Raw genomic sequence first — 15,224 nt, 5'->3', positions numbered from 1 at the left:
GGCCGCCATCGCCGGGCGCGGCGCGCAGCCCTACATCCAGCTGCCATGGTCATGGGAGCTGCATGACGGCTGGGGCGTCAGCGGCATGTTCACGGAATTCTTCCGCCCCGCCGAGCTGACCGGCCAGCACATGTCGGAAACGACCTTCGTGATCGAGAAGAAATTGACCGAGCGGATCAGCGTGTTCACCGAATATGTCGGCGACTATCCCGACGGCGCGCGGCCGATCCAGCTGATCAATTCCGGCGGCATGTACCGGCTTACACCGACCCAGCAGCTCGATCTCCACGTCGCCTTCGGGCTCAACCGCAATTCGCCGAACACCATCGTCGGCCTCGGCTATTCGTTCCGCGTCGACGGGCTGTTTCGCTAAGCGAAGCTCTGTAGCCCGGATGGAGCGCAGCGCAATCCGGGGCAGAACCATTCGCGGTGAGAGCGGTCCCGGATTTCGCTGCGCTGCATCCGGGCTACAAGAGGAAGGAGAAAGGCTACGGGACTAATTGACTTCCGCTTCGCGCAGGCCGCTGAGCCACAGCGCGAGCAGCGTCCACACCGCGCCCGACAACAGATACGCGCCGGCCGAGATCAGGCCGAAATGCGTCGCCAGCAGCAGCGCGGCGAGCGGCGCAAAGCCGGCGCCGAACAGCCACGCGAAATCCGAGGTCAGCGCCGAGGCGGTGTAACGATAGGTCCGCGCGAAATTCGAGGCGATCGCTCCGGACGACTGGCCGAACGACAGGCCGAGCAGCACGAAGCCGAGCACCATGTAGATCGTCTCGCCGAATGCACCGGCATCGAGCAGCTGCGGGGCAAAGCCACTATAGACCGCGATCGCGACCGCAGACCCCAGCAGCAGCGGCTTGCGCCCGACGCGGTCGGCGATCATGCCGGAGGCGATGATCGCGACGACGCCGACCATGGCGCCGATCATCTCGATGATCAGGAAGCGCACCGGGCTTTCCCTGGTGAACAGGAACACCCAGGACAGCGGAAACACCGTGACCATATGGAACAGCGCAAAGCTCGCCAGCGGCGCGAAGGCGCCGAGCAGGATGTTGCGGCCCTCCTGCGCCACGGTCTCGCCGACGCGCGCCGGCTCGAGGTCGCGGCTTTCGAACAGCTCGGAATATTCGTCCGTCGCCACCATGCGCAGCCGCGCGAACAGCGCCACCACGTTGATGGCGAAAGCGACGAAGAACGGATAGCGCCAGCCCCAATCGAAGAAATCGTCCGCCGAGAGGTTGCCGGCGAAGAACGCGAACAGCGCGCTCGCCACGATCAGCCCGAGCGGCGCGCCGAGCTGCGGCACCATCGCGTACCAGCCGCGGCGATTCGCCGGCGAGTTCATCGCGAGCAGCGAGGCGAGGCCGTCCCACGCGCCGCCCCAGGCAATGCCCTGCAGGACGCGCGCGGCGGCCAGGAGCCAGATCGCCGCGACGCCGATCGTGTCGTAGCCGGGCAGGAAGGCGAGCGCGACCGTGGCGGTGCCGAGCAGGAACAGCGCGATGACGAGCTTGGCGCCCTTGCCGTGGCGGCGATCGACCGCCATGAAGATGACGGTGCCGAGCGGCCGCGCGGCAAATGCCAGCGCGAAGATCCCGAATGAATAGAGCGTGCCGGTCAGTTCATTGACGAACGGGAACACCAACTTCGGAAACACGATCACCGAGGCGATCGCGTAGACGAAGAAGTCGAAGAATTCCGACGTGCGCCCGATGATGACGCCGATGGCGATTTCGCCAGGTTTCGCCTGCCCGTGACCTGACGCGGTCGGGGTGCCGTGAGCCATTGCTGGGGCCTGTGCCATCGCCGGAGAACCGTCCTTTGGAGCCTGATCCGGAAAAGTGGAAACCGGTTTTCCGAACAGATCATGCTCAGACTAGAGATGAGGCCACGGGCAGCCTTTGCCACGCGGTCCACCTCACCTTCTGACCTCCTATCCCGCAATGCAACATTGGACAAATTGTCCAATGTCAACCTTGCTGCATCGCAGCTACCCCTTGTCGGAACTCATAAAATTCAAGTGGGGTGAGCCGTGCGCGCCTTGAAATTATTGGCCTTATTGCCGTTCGCGGCGCTCCTTGGCGGGTGCGATTTCGTCGTCCTGACCCCTGCCGGCGACGTCGCCGTCCAGCAGCGCGACCTCGTCGTGATCTCCACCGTCCTGATGCTCATCATCGTGCTTCCGGTGATGGCGCTGACCATCTTCTTCGCCTGGCGCTACCGCCAATCCAATACCGCAGCCCCCTATGAGCCGGAGTGGGATCACTCCACCCAGCTCGAGCTCGTGATCTGGTCGGCACCGCTTCTGATCATCATTTGCCTGGGTGCGCTGACCTGGATGGGCACGCATCTGCTCGATCCCTACCGCTCGCTCGGCCGCATCGCCGCCGACAAGCCGATCGAGAGCAAGGACGCCCCGCTCAATGTCGAGGTGGTCGCGCTCGACTGGAAATGGCTGTTCATCTACCCGGACTACGGCGTCGCCGCCGTCAACGAGCTCGCAGCTCCCGTCGATCGCCCGATCCGCTTCCGCATCACGGCGTCTTCCGTGATGAACTCGTTCTACATCCCGGCGCTTGCCGGCCAGATCTACGCGATGCCTGGCATGGAGACCAAGCTGCACGCGGTCTCCAACAAGGAAGGCACTTACAGAGGCTTCTCCGCCAATTACAGCGGCGCCGGTTTCTCCGGCATGCACTTCGAATTCAAGAGCCTCTCGAGCGCCGATTTCGACAAGTGGATCGGCACCGCCAGGGCCAGCGGCAGCATGCTCGGCCGCACCGACTATCTGCAGCTCGAGCGTCCGAGCCAGAACGATCCGGTCCGTCTCTACCGCTCGGTCGATCGCGATCTCTACAAGGCGATCCTCAACATGTGCGTCGAGCCCGGCAAGATGTGCATGAGCGAGATGATGGCGATCGATGCCAAGGGCGGCTTGGGGCGCGAAGGCTTCAACAACACGCTGCCGCTCACTTACGACAAATACGCCCGCCGCGGCGCGCCGCTCGGCGCCTCACCGACCTTCGTCGCCGGCATCTGCGCGATGGACGAGATCAAGGACGCGCCGTCGCGCGACGTTCTCGCGCCGCTCGACCTGACGCCGCTGCGTGGCGTCGGGCTGAAGCGCCCGCCGTTCTCTCCCGCCCATCCGTCATCGACATCCTTGCTGCTCGGCCAGCGCCCAAAATCAGACTCCTGAGGAGCGCCGCATGAATCCCGATCTCATCAAGATGATCTTCGGCCGCCTCAATCTGGACGCGCTGCCGCTGCACGAGCCGATCCTGGTCGGCACCTTCGCGGTGGTCGCGACCGGCGGGCTGACGCTGTTCGCCATCGTCACCTACTTCCGGCTCTGGACCTATCTGTGGCGCGAATGGTTCACCACCGTGGACCACAAGCGCATCGGCATCATGTACATGATCCTCGGCATCGTGATGCTGCTGCGCGGCTTCGCGGACGCGCTGATGATGCGCCTGCAGCAGGCGATCGCCTTCAACGGCTCTGACGGCTATCTGCCGGCCCATCACTACGACCAGGTCTTCACCGCCCACGGCGTGATCATGATCTTCTTCGTGGCGATGCCGCTGGTCACCGGCCTGATGAACTACGTGGTGCCGCTGCAGATCGGCGCCCGCGACGTCTCCTTCCCCTTCCTCAACAATTTCAGCTTCTGGATGACGGTCGGCGGCGCCGTGCTGGTGATGATGTCGCTGTTCGTCGGCGAATTCGCCCGCACCGGCTGGCTCGCTTACCCGCCACTGTCCAACATCGGCTACAGTCCCGACGTCGGCGTCGACTATTACATATGGGGACTACAGGTCGCCGGCGTCGGCACGACGCTATCGGGCATCAACCTGGTCTGCACCATCGTCAAGCTGCGCGCGCCGGGCATGACGATGATGAAAATGCCGGTGTTCACCTGGACCTCGCTCTGCACCAACGTCCTGATCGTCGCCTCCTTCCCGGTCCTCACCGCGGTGCTGGCGCTGCTGTCGCTCGACCGCTACGTCGGCACCAACTTCTTCACGAACGACTTCGGCGGCAACCCGATGATGTACGTGAACCTGATCTGGATCTGGGGCCATCCCGAGGTCTACATCCTGGTGCTGCCGGCGTTCGGCATCTTCTCGGAGGTGACCGCGACGTTCTCCGGCAAGCGGCTGTTCGGCTACACCTCGATGGTCTACGCGACGGTCGTCATCACCATCCTGTCCTATCTGGTCTGGCTGCATCATTTCTTCACGATGGGCTCCGGCGCCAGCGTCAACTCGTTCTTCGGCATCACCACCATGATCATCTCGATCCCGACGGGTGCGAAGATGTTCAACTGGCTGTTCACGATGTATCGCGGCCGCATCCGCTTCGAGCTGCCGATGATGTGGACGGTGGCGTTCATGCTGACCTTCGTGATCGGCGGCATGACCGGCGTACTGCTCGCGGTGCCGCCGGCCGACTTCGTGCTGCATAACAGCCTGTTCCTGATCGCGCATTTCCACAACGTGATCATCGGCGGCGTGCTGTTCGGCCTGTTCGCCGGCATCAACTACTGGTTCCCGAAGGCGTTCGGCTTCAGGCTCGATCCGTTCTGGGGCAAGCTGTCGTTCTGGTTCTGGGTCTCGGGTTTCTACTTCGCCTTCATGCCGCTCTACGTGCTCGGCCTGATGGGCGTAACCCGCCGGCTCCGCGTGTTCGACGATCCCAGCTTGCAGATCTGGTTCGTCATCGCGGCCTTCGGCGCCTTCCTGATCCTGCTCGGCATCGGCGCGATGCTGGTGCAGTTCGCGGTGAGCATCCTGCGCCGCCAAGAGCTGAAGGACACCACCGGCGACCCCTGGGACGCGCGGACGCTGGAATGGGCCACCTCGTCGCCGCCGCCGGACTACAACTTCGCGTTCACGCCCGTCGTCTACGACAACGACGCCTGGTGGGACATGAAGCGCCGCGGCTACAGGCGCCCACTCACCGGCTTCAAGCCGATCCACATGCCGTCCAACACCGGCACCGGCATCATCCTCGCGGCCTTCGCGACGGTGATGGGATTCGCCCTGATCTGGTACATCTGGTGGCTCGCTGCCGTCAGCTTCGTTGCGCTGCTCGCGGTCGCGATCGGCCACACCTTCAACTATCACCGCGACTTCCACATCCCGGCGGATGAGGTGGTGCGGGCTGAAGACGCGCGGACGCGCGTTCTCGCCGCAGGAGCCCAGACATGACCGTTGCTACCGTCTCCACACAAAGCTCCGAACCGGTCTTCCACGTCATCGACGAGCACGCGCATCCGGAAGGCGCCAGCACCATGCTGGGCTTCTGGATCTACCTGATGAGCGACTGTCTCATCTTCGCAATGCTGTTCGCGACCTACGGCGTGCTCGGCGGCAACTATGCCGCCGGCCCCGCGCCGAAGGACCTGTTCGACCTCAAGCTGGTCGCGCTCAACACCACGATGCTGCTGCTCTCCTCGATCACGTATGGCTTTGCCATGCTGACGATGGAGAAATCGAAGATCGGCGCGACGCAGGCCTGGCTCGCCATCACCGGGCTGTTCGGCCTCGCCTTCCTCGGCATCGAGCTCACCGAGTTCGCCCACATGATCCATGAGGGCGCGACGCCGCAGCGCAGCGCCTTCCTGTCGTCGTTCTTCACGCTGGTCGGCACCCACGGCCTGCACGTCACCTTCGGCCTGGTCTGGCTGGTGACGCTGATGGTGCAGACCGCGCGCTTCGGCCTGACCGAAGCCAACCGGCGCCGGCTGATGTGCCTCTCGATGTTCTGGCACTTCCTCGACGTGGTCTGGATCGGCGTCTTCACCTTCGTCTACCTCCTGGGAATGCTGCGATGACAACAGAAGCCCGCACTCTCGAAGCCAATGCCGGCGGTCACGGCCATGATGACCATGGCGGCGCCGCCCACGGCTCGCTGAAGAGCTATCTGATCGGCTTCGGCCTTTCCGTCGTCCTCACCGCGGTGCCGTTCTGGCTGGTGATGACCGGCACCATCACCGACAAGCAGGTCACCGCACTGATCGTGCTGGTGCTCGCCGCGGTGCAGATCGTCGTGCACATGGTGTACTTTCTGCACATGAACACGCGGTCCGAGAACGGCTGGACCATGATGGCGATGATCTTCACCGTGATCATGGTGGTGATCGCTCTGACCGGCTCGCTGTGGGTCATGCATCATCTCAACGTCAACATGATGCCGATCCACGACATGAGCCAGATGCCGTGACGATGCGCTCTGCCAGACCATCGCTTGTGCTGCTCACGCTCGGCATGCTGGGCGTGGTGCTGCTCAGCGCGCTCGGTATCTGGCAGATCGAACGCAGGACCTGGAAGCTGGCGCTGATCGAACGGGTCGAACAGCGCATGCATGCGGCGCCGGCAGCGCCGCCGCCTCCCTCGTCATGGCCGACGGTTACGGTCGCGAGCGACGAATATCGCCGCGTCACCTTGCGCGGCACCTTCCTCAACGCGGACGAGACGCTGGTGCAGGCCGTCACCACTGACGGCCCCGGTTTCTGGGTGCTGACCCCGCTGCAAATGGCTGACGGAACCACGGTGCTGGTCAATTGCGGCTTCGTTCCGCCGGACAGGCGCGATCCCGCGACGCGGCGCGACGGCGTCGCGCAGGGCGTGGTCAGCGTGACCGGGCTGTTGCGGATGTCGGAGCCCAAGGGCGGTTTCCTGCGCAACAATGACCCCGCGGCGGGCCGCTGGTATTCGCGCGACGTCGCCGCGATCGCCGCATTGCACGGGTTGTCGCAGGTAGCGCCATTCTTCATCGACGCCGATGCGACGCCCAATCCGGGCGGCTATCCCGTCGGCGGGCTCACGATCGTGCGGTTTCCGAACAACCACCTGATTTACGCGCTGACATGGTTCGCGCTGGCCTTTATGCTGGCCGGCGCGCTCCTGCGCGTCATCAGCGGCAGGGGCCGCGCCGGCGCCTCCGATCCAAGGTGGGGCTCAAGGCGCGCCGCCGTGCGCCGCCTGATCGGCGCAGCCCGCAATCTGTCTCGCGACACAGGCCCAGATGCTCGAGCGCACATCGGATCTGCATGACGAAAACGCCACGACCGGCACCGCCGTGATGCCGTCCGCCGTGAACGCAGCCGCCGGCATGCCATTCGACCTCTCAGCGCCCGCCGACCTCGCGACCAATCGCAAGAACATGGCCCTGCTGGTCCAGCTGCGCTGGATCGCCGTGATCGGGCAGATCGCCACCATCGGCTTCGTGCAGTTCTGGATGGGCGTCGCGCTGCCGCTGCTGCCGATGGCCGCCGTGATCTTCGGGCTTGTGGCGCTCAACCTCGTCAGCCTGCTGTGGCTGCGCTACCGCGCCGACATCAACAACCGCGAGCTCCTGGTCGCGCTGGCGCTCGACGTTGCGGCGTTGACCGCCCTGCTCTATCTCAGCGGCGGCGCCACCAATCCCTTCACGTCGCTCTATCTGCTGCAGGTGACGCTCGGCGCGGTGCTGCTCGATGCGCCCTCGACCTGGTCGCTGGTGGCGCTGGTCTGCATGAACTTCGCCTGGCTGACCAGCTACTACCGGCCGCTGGAGCTGCCGCAGGGCTTTGCCGAGGCCTTCAATCTCTATATCGCCGGCACGTTCATCGGGCTCGTGCTCGATGCCGTGCTGCTCGTGGTGTTCATGACCCGGATCAACCGCAACCTGCGCGACCGCGACCTCCGCCTCGCGGCGCTGCGCCAGCACGCGGCCGAGCAGGACCACATCGTGCAGATGGGCCTTCTGGCCTCAGGCGCCGCGCATGAGCTCGGCACGCCGCTCGCCTCGCTCTCGGTCATCCTGGGCGACTGGCGCCGGATGCCGGCGCTCGCCTCCGATCCCGAGCTGTCGCAGGACCTCGGCGAGATGGAAATCTCGGTGCAGCGCTGCAAGTCGATCGTGACCGGCATCCTGCTGTCGGCCGGCGAAGCCCGCGGCGAAGGCTCCTCGCCGACCACGGTCGCGGCGTTCCTGACGGCGCTGGTGGAGGAATGGCGGACGACGCGGCCGTCGGCGACGCTGTATTTCCGCAACGCCTTCGGCGCCGATCTGGCGATCGTCTCCGACATCGCGCTCAAGCAGGCGATCTTCAACGTGCTCGACAATGCCGCCGAGGTCTCGCGTGACTGGATCGAGCTGATGGCCGAACGCAATGCCGACAAGCTTGTGCTGTCGGTGACCGATCGCGGTCCGGGCTTCTCGCGCGAGATGCTGGCGCATGTCGGAAAGCCGTATCAGTCCACCAAGGGCAGCTCCGGCAGCGGCCTCGGCCTGTTCCTGGTCGTCAATGTCGTGCGCAAGCTGGGCGGCGTGGTGACGGCGCGCAACCGGCCGGACATCGGCGCCGCGGTCAGGCTCGAGCTGCCGCTCTCGACGCTCGCGATCGGAGACCATCTTGACGGATGAACGCCAGCTCCTGATCGTCGAGGACGATGCAGGCTTTGCCCGCACACTGAAGCGCTCGTTCGAGCGCCGCGGCTACGGCGTCGCCGTATCGGCCTCGCTCGACGAGGTCCGCCAGCTGCTCGAGCAGCAATCGCCCGGCTATGCCGTCGTCGACCTGAAGCTCGCCGGCGGCGCATCGGGCCTTGCCTGCGTCGAAGCGCTGCACGCGCATGACCCGGATATGCTGATCGTGGTGCTGACCGGGTTTGCCAGCATCGCGACCGCGGTGGAGGCGATCAAGCTCGGCGCCTGCCACTATCTGGCCAAGCCGTCGAACACCGACGACATCGAAGCCGCGTTCCTTAAGGCGCAAGGCAACGCCGCCATCGAGGTCGGCGCGCGGCCGACCTCGATCAAGACGCTGGAATGGGAGCGCATTCACCAGACCCTGATGGAGACCGATTTCAACATCTCCGAAGCCGCGCGCCGGCTCGGCATGCACCGCCGGACCCTGGCGCGCAAGCTGGAGAAGCAGCGGGTGAAGTAGCAGGAAGAGGCGGATGACGCCGGCGAGACACGCGAATGCGCGCCTGATTCAGCCGGCCGCCTCCTGCTCCGTTACGACATCGCGGCGACATCCGCCGCAGTGTCAATGTACTCCTGAAAATAGACCGCCTTTCCTGCGCGGTACTTGAAAACATGGGCCCATTCGTTCTTGACGGTCTTCCCTGTTCTCTTTGCCCGCGCCGTGAGCGTACCCAAGACCACGACAGTGTCGCCCTGCTCAATCATCTCACGCGGTGCAAACTCGCTGAATTCCAGATTCTCGCCGACCTGGACGAAGAAGTTTGCAATCTGCTGCTTTCCTCTAAAGGTCCCGGCCCAAGGCAATTTATCCTGGGGACCTGGCGTTATCCACGTGCAGTCGTCATCGATCAGATCTCTCATGAGCGCCGGAATGTCGCCGCGTTGAAACGCCTCATAACCCTTCCTGGTTGCCTCAACATTGGATGTCATCGGATTTCTCCTCGCTGCAAATTGATGGGTCACCTTAATGTCGATCAAATAGCGGCCGGGCAGCCAGCATAGCATGCCGCGCTCCGATCGCCGTCGTCATCCGTGAAACAACACAGCACGATTCTGGTCAGGATTGCTTACGTGGCTTTCAGCCGTTCAGTGCCCGGAGGTCCGCGCCCTCACCGCGATCAAGAGGCTTCACTTCATCCGGGCTACGATTGGAGAGCCGCGTGCGCACGCCGTTGCCGCTCACTCCGGTGCCGGTGTATAGCGACAGCATGGGCAATGCCGACAACCTGTTCCAGCCGCAGGCGGATAGCCTCGACGACGCGACCATGATCGCGGCGGCGATCCGCTGCATCGACGATTTCACCGAAAGGTTCAATGCCCGCGATCTCGCCGGCATGGACGCACTGCTGCACTTCCCGCATGTCATCCTGTCCGGCGAACAGCTCGTGATCTGGGACCGGCCGGGCCAGCTGCCGGCGTCGTTCTTTGACGATCTGGCGCGCACCACGGGATGGGCGAAGAGCACCTATCAGCGCAAGGAGCCGGTGCTGGTCAGTCCGCGCAAGGTGCACCTGCTGGTCGAATACAGCCGTGACCGCGCCGACGGATCGATTGCCAGCCGTCACCGCAATCTGTGGATCGTGACATCAGAGAACGGCCGCTGGGGCATCAAGCAGCGCTCGTATTGAGCACACGGCGCGGCAGCAGCAGCGGCGTCGCCAGCAGAAGCAGGCCGCTCAGCGCGACCGCAGCACGAGCGCCGGCGAAGCTCGCCAGCACGCCGCAAAGCAGCTCAAGACGGCAATAGTGCACTGCTGGGATCGTCCAAACGTCCAGGGCTACCGCCGAGCCAGGAAGACCCCTAGCAAGAACGCAACGGCAAGTGATTGAAGGGGAGCCGCCTTGGTCACTTCACTCAAGTGATGCAACCACCGATCTTGTTGCAGCAATGGCTCAACATCGTGCTCAGCCATCTGACGGATCGCCTCTGACGCCCGCGCTATGCGCTGTTCAGGGGTAGCACTGGAAGCAATGGAGTCTTCGTTAGCCATGTACATCCCTCAGGCATAGCCACTGGAACGCAGTCCACGGTGTCTGAACAGGTCGTAGCAAGCTAGACGCGGCACTCCGACGTCCATTATCGAGGCCAGACCAATGGATGGTACTAACGTTCGAAAATCGCTGACCGTTCCTCGGCTCCTCTAAGGGAGCGTGTTGCCGCGCAATGCACTCAATCATCCCCGAAGAAATGCGCGAACGGACGAGGCGGGGAGGCATCGCCTTCGGATGCCATAATCGGCACTTCGCGGCGCTCTGCCTGCTCCAGGAGCACCGGAACTTCGCGGCGTTGTTCGCTCTGCTCGATGCGCCGCTGTTGACGCCTCGCCTGCTCGGACGCAATGCGCTTCGCTTTGCGTTCAGCGTACCGCTTACGCCGTTCCCTTTCTTCAACTTCAGATTTCCTCGCGTCCACCGCATCCGCCTGCCTCTCGACGGGCGCTTGCACAACCTTGACTGGCTCCGGGTGTACCTGCGGCTGCGGAGGCGGGGTAGCTTCTTGCGTGGCGGGCTCCGGCTGGGTGGCAGGTTGCGGCGCCTGCGCGACTTCTGCTGTCGATGGCAGGACAACGCGTGCTGGTTCCGCAGGTGCTGGCGAAGAGACGCGCGTCTGAACGTTGGCAGTATCCCTGAGCGCCGAATTGGCCATGAGTAGTCCACCACCGAAACCAGCACCGAGAATCATGAAGGTTGTTCCGACGCCAGCGAAAAAAATGACTGTCTTTGATGTCATGCCGCTCTCCTCCGATGACGAGCGAACGCGCGAAAGATACCGGCGTTCCGTTTCGGGATAACTCGGCAATGAGTGCCCTCCTCCGAGAGGCTGGCGGTGCGGACAGCTCGGAACATCAACCTCCTCGGCTGAAGATCACGATCGAGAGCCTACCCCTTGCCACGCTCTCAGCGCCCGGCGCGGCAGCAATAACGGCGTCGTCAGCAACAGTAGTCCACTGAGCGCGACCGCTGTCCGGACACCGGCGAAGCCCGCCAGCACGCCCCAGAGCGCGGTCAGCACCGCGATGGTTGCGCTGCTGGTGATGGTCCAGGCCGAGAGCACCCGCGCGGTCCGCTCCATCTCGATCCGGGCCAGACGATAGGCCGCAAACACCGGATTGAAGATGCCGGCGCAGGTGACGAGACCGAACTGAAGCGCAAAGACGACGGCGATGCCCGCCGCACCGTTCGGCATGAAGGCGAGGCCGAGCGACCAGCACGCACGCAGCGTACCGGCCGCGAGCAACACATTGCGCTGCCCGAAGCGCGCGGCGAGCGAAGGCGCGAGCCGCGCGCCGATCAGGCCGCCGATACAGGGCGCCCCGAATGCGAGCCCGTACTGCCACGGCGCAAAGCCGAGATCGCGCAGCATCAGCACCGCGAGCAGCGGCGCCGTCGCCATGATCAGGCCATTGACCAGCACGGTGTTGAAGAACAGCAGGCGGAGCACCGGATGCGCGAGGATCGCCCGCCATCCCTCGATCAGTTCGGCCGCGCGAAACCCCTGGGCCTGGCGCTGAGCGGGCACTGGCTCGCCTCCGCCGATCCGCCGGATGGCCAGCGCCGAGAGCAGAAAGCTGAGCGCGTTGGCGACCACGGTCACCACCGGGCCGAACATTCCGATTGCCGCGCCGCCAAGCGGCGGCCCGATCGCGGTCGCGGTCCAGGTCGTGGCTTCGAGCCGCCCGTTCGCGATCACTAGATCGTCCGGTTTGACCAGCGCCTTCAGATAGGCGCCGCTCGCCGCACGGAACGCGGCGTCCGCGGCGGCCATGATGACGGCGACGACGACGAGCTGGACGAAGGTCAACCGTCCCAGCACGAACGCGATGGGAACGCTGATCGTCGCGGCAAAGCGGATCAAATCCATCGCGATCATCACCGGCCGCTTGCGGCGGAATTCGATCCAGGGCCCGAGCGGCACCGCCACCGCGGCCCCGGCCAGCAGCCCCACGGCAGCAAGCGCCGAGACCGCCTCCGGTCTTGCATGCAGCACGAGGATCGCAAGCAGCGGGAAGGCGTCGAAGGCGATCCAGGTGCCGAAGGTCGAGACCGCGAACGCGGTCCACAGCCAGTCGTAACCGCGCCCCAGCGACCGTCCTGCAAGCATGCCGCGCCCCTCGCCGGCTCCGCGATCTCGCCGCCGGCGCGGCGCAGCAGGTCATGAGTCGCGGCGATCAGCCAAGGGGCGATTGCGGCAAGGCCCGCATGCAAGACCGCGTTGCCGCCGCGACGGTGTGTCCACGAAAACAAAAAGCCCGGTCTTGCGACCGGGCTCTTCGAAATCCTGCGCGCTGCTTAGGCGGCTTCGTCTTCGACGGCGGTATCGTCGCCGTCGGTATCGGCATCCTCACCGTCGGCATCGCCCTCACCTTCACCCTCGGCTTCAGCCTTGGCGCCGCGGCGCGGGCTCTTGGCGAGCTGGCCTTCGATCTCCTTGATCGCCTCGGTCTCGGTCGAGTGCTGCACGACAGCGATCTCGCGCGACAGGCGGTCGAGCGCCGCTTCATAGAGCTGGCGTTCAGAGTAGGACTGCTCGGGCTGCGATTCCGAACGATAGAGGTCGCGGACCACCTCGGCGATCGCGACGATGTCGCCCGAATTGATCTTCGCTTCGTATTCCTGGGCGCGGCGCGACCACATGGTGCGCTTGACGCGGGCGCGGCCCTTCAGCGTTTCCAGCGCCTTCTTGACCAGCGCCGGCTCCGACAGCTTGCGCATGCCGACATTGGCGACCTTCGCCGTCGGGACGCGCAGCGTCATCTTGTCCTTCATGAAATTGATCACGAACAGCTCGAGCTTGGCGCCCGCGATCTCCTGCTCCTCGATCGCCAGGATCTGGCCGACACCGTGAGCGGGATAGACGACGAATTCATTGGCCTTGAAGCCCTGACGCTGGGTCACGACCTTCTTCGGCTCCTCGACGCGCGGTGCGGCGGCCGGCTTGACGGCAACCTTCGGAGCAGCGGCGGGGATGGCAGCCTTCGGGGCGGCCGGCTTCGGCGCGGCAGCAGCAGTTTTCGGGGCGACCTTCGCAGCAGCGGGCTTCGCAGCTGCCGCTTTCGCGGCAGTCTTGGCAGTCTTTTCTGGCATCACGCTTCTTTTGTTCTTTGAGGACTTTGCAGCCGCCGCCTTCTTGGCGCCCTTCACGGGCGCCTTGGCACGGCCCTTGGTTGCGCTGCGAGCAACGACAGCGGCTTTCTTTGTCGTCTTTGAAGCACTCTTTTTACGCGTTTTCTGTGACACAGCCTGCGCGCGGAAACTGCCACGCCCCTGTTCGATGTTTGCGGGAACCTCGAAGCCACAAGGTACGCATGGCAGGGGGTTCTTGGCCTGTAATGGTGCAGATATAGCACATTTTCCGCAAAAATCAATGGTTTACGCCCGATTCCGGGCATAACAGGGCATCCTCAGGTCATATGTCCGTCATTAGGGTTAAATCGGCGGCCGAACGGAGGGCCGCAGCGGGCCCAGGCCCGCCCTTATCGGGGTAGTCCCGACGGCTGCTTGCGAACGTTAGCGAATCAGTCGCCGCTGCCCGGATTCGGAGAAAAATATTTCTCGAACTTGCCTTCCTTGCCTTCCCACTCCTTGGCGTCCTCGGGCGAGTCCTTCTTCTGGGTGATGTTCGGCCAGCTCTTGGCATATTCGGTGTTGACCTCGAGCCACTTCTCCAGCCCCGGCTCGGTGTCCGGCTTGATGGCGTCAGCCGGGCATTCCGGCTCGCACACGCCGCAATCGATGCATTCGTCGGGATGGATGACCAGCATGTTCTCACCCTCGTAGAAGCAATCGACGGGGCAGACCTCGACGCAGTCGGTATATTTGCACTTGATGCAGGCTTCAGTGACGACGTAGGTCATCCAAAACTCCGGAACGATCGATTTTTCTGGGGTTGCGTAGCGCAGGAATACCGGGGCCGCAAGGGAAGCCGGCCTCGAAAAACGCCAGTATTCTCACGCCCCTGCCACCGATTTTATTGGGAGCATGATCCTGATCGGAAAACCGGACCCCACTTTTCCGGATCATGCTCAATTGAGATAGCAAGCGCTAGATAACTACTCCTTGCCGGCTTGCAAATTGCCGGCCTGCAAATCCTGGTACAGCACGCGCGCCGAACTGGCATCGCCGCGCCGCTCGGCAAAGCCCATGACCTTCAGCACGCGGACGCTGTTGTCGAGCGCGACGGTGACGACGTCACCCGCCTTCACGGCATGGCCCGGCGATTTCTCGCGCGTGCCGTTGATACGAACATGACCCGATGCGACGAGTTCAGCCGCGCTGGTGCGGGCCTTCACCAGGCGCGCGTGCCACAGCCATTTGTCGAGCCGCTGTCTGTCCAAGCGTCAGACCAAGAACTAGACCAAGAACTAGCCACCAAGGGTTGGATTATTCCTTCCGGCCGGCGAGCTGCTCTTTCAGGGCAGCGAGCTTGGCGAACGGCGAGTTCGGATCGATCGGACGGTCGCGCTCGCGCGGCGCGCTCGACGCGTAGGGCCGATGCGACGGGCCGCCCTCGCGCTTGTCGCGGCCGCCCTTGCCGAAATCGCGGCCGCGCGGTCACGATCACCGCCCTTACGATCGCCGCCGCCGAACTTGTTGTCGCGGCGACGCTCATCGCGACCCTTGCCCTCGAAACGCTCGCGGCGCTGGCCCTTGTCCTCGCGCGGCGCGCCATCGGCAGGCGCGGCAGCGGCCGGCACAGAGCCGTCAGCGGGCGCGGCTGGGCGCGGAACGCGGAAATCCTG

General features: G+C 64.3%; 17 protein-coding genes and 1 pseudogene. 9 read left to right on the top strand and 9 right to left on the bottom strand.

Features of this window, described 5'->3' with window-relative positions; translation table 11 throughout:
- Nucleotides 1-373 (top strand): transporter (locus H8B02_RS35710; RefSeq protein WP_229170533.1); only part of this gene is annotated, 373 nt, incomplete at its 5' end.
- Between the two features lie 123 nt (nucleotides 374-496).
- On the opposite strand, the gene H8B02_RS35705 is transcribed toward H8B02_RS35710, so the two are convergent.
- Nucleotides 497-1,789 (bottom strand): MFS transporter, encoded by a 1,293-nt coding sequence (locus tag H8B02_RS35705; RefSeq protein WP_092119979.1) that lies wholly within the window; start codon nucleotides 1,787-1,789, stop codon nucleotides 497-499.
- A 246-nt stretch (nucleotides 1,790-2,035) separates the two neighbouring features.
- Here H8B02_RS35705 and cyoA point away from each other — a divergent pair, with 246 nt between their 5' ends.
- Genes cyoA through H8B02_RS35670 form a run of 7 tightly spaced genes read left to right on the top strand, consistent with a single transcriptional unit; the run spans nucleotide 2,036 to nucleotide 8,944 of the window.
- Nucleotides 2,036-3,202 carry a ubiquinol oxidase subunit II gene (gene cyoA / locus H8B02_RS35700; protein ID WP_229170532.1) on the top strand — a complete coding sequence of 389 codons (1,167 nt, stop codon included), beginning with the start codon at nucleotides 2,036-2,038 and terminating at the stop codon, nucleotides 3,200-3,202.
- 10 nt (nucleotides 3,203-3,212) lie between these two features.
- Nucleotides 3,213-5,216: a cytochrome o ubiquinol oxidase subunit I gene (cyoB, locus tag H8B02_RS35695; RefSeq protein WP_229170531.1), complete on the top strand. Its 2,004-nt coding sequence runs from the start codon at nucleotides 3,213-3,215 to the stop codon at nucleotides 5,214-5,216.
- A complete protein-coding gene (cyoC, locus tag H8B02_RS35690; protein WP_229170530.1) occupies nucleotides 5,213-5,842 on the top strand; it encodes a cytochrome o ubiquinol oxidase subunit III in 630 nt (209 codons plus the stop codon). The genes cyoB and cyoC overlap by 4 nt, the downstream gene beginning before the upstream one ends.
- Nucleotides 5,839-6,231, top strand: a complete 393-nt coding sequence (gene cyoD, locus H8B02_RS35685) for a cytochrome o ubiquinol oxidase subunit IV (RefSeq protein WP_229170529.1) — start codon at nucleotides 5,839-5,841, stop codon at nucleotides 6,229-6,231. The genes cyoC and cyoD overlap by 4 nt, the downstream gene beginning before the upstream one ends.
- A 2-nt stretch (nucleotides 6,232-6,233) precedes the next feature.
- Nucleotides 6,234-7,064: an SURF1 family protein gene (locus tag H8B02_RS35680; protein WP_229170534.1), complete on the top strand. Its 831-nt coding sequence runs from the start codon at nucleotides 6,234-6,236 to the stop codon at nucleotides 7,062-7,064.
- 28 nt (nucleotides 7,065-7,092) lie between these two features.
- Nucleotides 7,093-8,418, top strand: coding sequence for an ATP-binding protein (locus H8B02_RS35675; protein ID WP_376711754.1), 1,326 nt, complete (start codon nucleotides 7,093-7,095; stop codon nucleotides 8,416-8,418).
- Nucleotides 8,408-8,944, top strand: coding sequence for a response regulator transcription factor (locus H8B02_RS35670; RefSeq protein ID WP_229170527.1), 537 nt, complete (start codon nucleotides 8,408-8,410; stop codon nucleotides 8,942-8,944). The genes H8B02_RS35675 and H8B02_RS35670 overlap by 11 nt, the downstream gene beginning before the upstream one ends.
- A 71-nt stretch (nucleotides 8,945-9,015) precedes the next feature.
- On the opposite strand, the gene H8B02_RS35665 is transcribed toward H8B02_RS35670, so the two are convergent.
- The gene (locus H8B02_RS35665; RefSeq protein ID WP_229170526.1) at nucleotides 9,016-9,489 is read right to left on the bottom strand and encodes a nuclear transport factor 2 family protein; all 474 of its coding nucleotides are present in this window, start codon (nucleotides 9,487-9,489) and stop codon (nucleotides 9,016-9,018) included.
- A gap of 155 nt (nucleotides 9,490-9,644) precedes the next feature.
- On the opposite strand from H8B02_RS35665, the gene H8B02_RS35660 reads away from it, so the two are divergent.
- Complete coding sequence (locus H8B02_RS35660) at nucleotides 9,645-10,112, top strand: hypothetical protein (RefSeq protein WP_229170525.1); 468 nt, start codon at nucleotides 9,645-9,647, stop codon at nucleotides 10,110-10,112.
- On the opposite strand, the gene H8B02_RS35655 is transcribed toward H8B02_RS35660, so the two are convergent.
- The 7 genes and pseudogenes from H8B02_RS35655 to H8B02_RS35625 all read right to left on the bottom strand — a co-directional run.
- Nucleotides 10,093-10,236: a hypothetical protein gene (locus H8B02_RS35655; RefSeq protein ID WP_229170524.1), complete on the bottom strand. Its 144-nt coding sequence runs from the start codon at nucleotides 10,234-10,236 to the stop codon at nucleotides 10,093-10,095. The genes H8B02_RS35660 and H8B02_RS35655 overlap by 20 nt on opposite strands.
- Nucleotides 10,237-10,654: 418 nt before the next feature.
- The gene (locus H8B02_RS35650) at nucleotides 10,655-11,215 is read right to left on the bottom strand and encodes a hypothetical protein (RefSeq protein WP_229170523.1); all 561 of its coding nucleotides are present in this window, start codon (nucleotides 11,213-11,215) and stop codon (nucleotides 10,655-10,657) included.
- Nucleotides 11,216-11,350: 135 nt separating this feature from the next.
- Entirely contained in the window at nucleotides 11,351-12,586 is a 1,236-nt protein-coding gene (locus tag H8B02_RS35645) for an MFS transporter (protein WP_229170522.1), read from the bottom strand.
- 188 nt (nucleotides 12,587-12,774) lie between these two features.
- On the bottom strand, nucleotides 12,775-13,569 hold the full coding sequence (locus H8B02_RS35640) for a CarD family transcriptional regulator (protein WP_376711753.1): 795 nt from the start codon (nucleotides 13,567-13,569) through the stop codon (nucleotides 12,775-12,777).
- A gap of 431 nt (nucleotides 13,570-14,000) precedes the next feature.
- Nucleotides 14,001-14,339, bottom strand: a complete 339-nt coding sequence (gene fdxA / locus H8B02_RS35635; protein ID WP_092120017.1) for a ferredoxin FdxA — start codon at nucleotides 14,337-14,339, stop codon at nucleotides 14,001-14,003.
- A gap of 195 nt (nucleotides 14,340-14,534) precedes the next feature.
- Complete coding sequence (locus H8B02_RS35630) at nucleotides 14,535-14,819, bottom strand: RNA-binding S4 domain-containing protein (protein WP_229170520.1); 285 nt, start codon at nucleotides 14,817-14,819, stop codon at nucleotides 14,535-14,537.
- A 46-nt stretch (nucleotides 14,820-14,865) separates the two neighbouring features.
- A pseudogene (locus H8B02_RS35625) lies at nucleotides 14,866-15,224 on the bottom strand (hypothetical protein); the annotation flags it as partial.

This window comes from Bradyrhizobium altum, from assembly GCF_020889705.1.
Lineage (GTDB): Bacteria > Pseudomonadota > Alphaproteobacteria > Rhizobiales > Xanthobacteraceae > Bradyrhizobium > Bradyrhizobium altum.
This window is presented reverse-complemented; position numbering and strand designations above follow the sequence as displayed.

Bases quoted from the DNA above. Each gene is read 5' to 3' on its own strand.
- H8B02_RS35705 (WP_092119979.1), bottom strand. From the start codon at position 1,789: ATGGCTCACGGCACCCCGACCGCGTCAGGTCACGGGCAGGCGAAACCT.
- cyoB (WP_229170531.1), top strand. From the start codon at position 3,213: ATGAATCCCGATCTCATCAAGATGATCTTCGGCCGCCTCAATCTGGAC.
- cyoC (WP_229170530.1), top strand. From the start codon at position 5,213: ATGACCGTTGCTACCGTCTCCACACAAAGCTCCGAACCGGTCTTCCAC.
- cyoD (WP_229170529.1), top strand. From the start codon at position 5,839: ATGACAACAGAAGCCCGCACTCTCGAAGCCAATGCCGGCGGTCACGGC.
- H8B02_RS35680 (WP_229170534.1), top strand. From the start codon at position 6,234: ATGCGCTCTGCCAGACCATCGCTTGTGCTGCTCACGCTCGGCATGCTG.
- H8B02_RS35675 (WP_376711754.1), top strand. From the start codon at position 7,093: ATGCCGTCCGCCGTGAACGCAGCCGCCGGCATGCCATTCGACCTCTCA.
- H8B02_RS35665 (WP_229170526.1), bottom strand. From the start codon at position 9,489: ATGCTATGCTGGCTGCCCGGCCGCTATTTGATCGACATTAAGGTGACC.
- H8B02_RS35650 (WP_229170523.1), bottom strand. From the start codon at position 11,215: ATGACATCAAAGACAGTCATTTTTTTCGCTGGCGTCGGAACAACCTTC.
- H8B02_RS35645 (WP_229170522.1), bottom strand. From the start codon at position 12,586: ATGCTTGCAGGACGGTCGCTGGGGCGCGGTTACGACTGGCTGTGGACC.
- H8B02_RS35640 (WP_376711753.1), bottom strand. From the start codon at position 13,569: ATGCCAGAAAAGACTGCCAAGACTGCCGCGAAAGCGGCAGCTGCGAAG.
- fdxA (WP_092120017.1), bottom strand. From the start codon at position 14,339: ATGACCTACGTCGTCACTGAAGCCTGCATCAAGTGCAAATATACCGAC.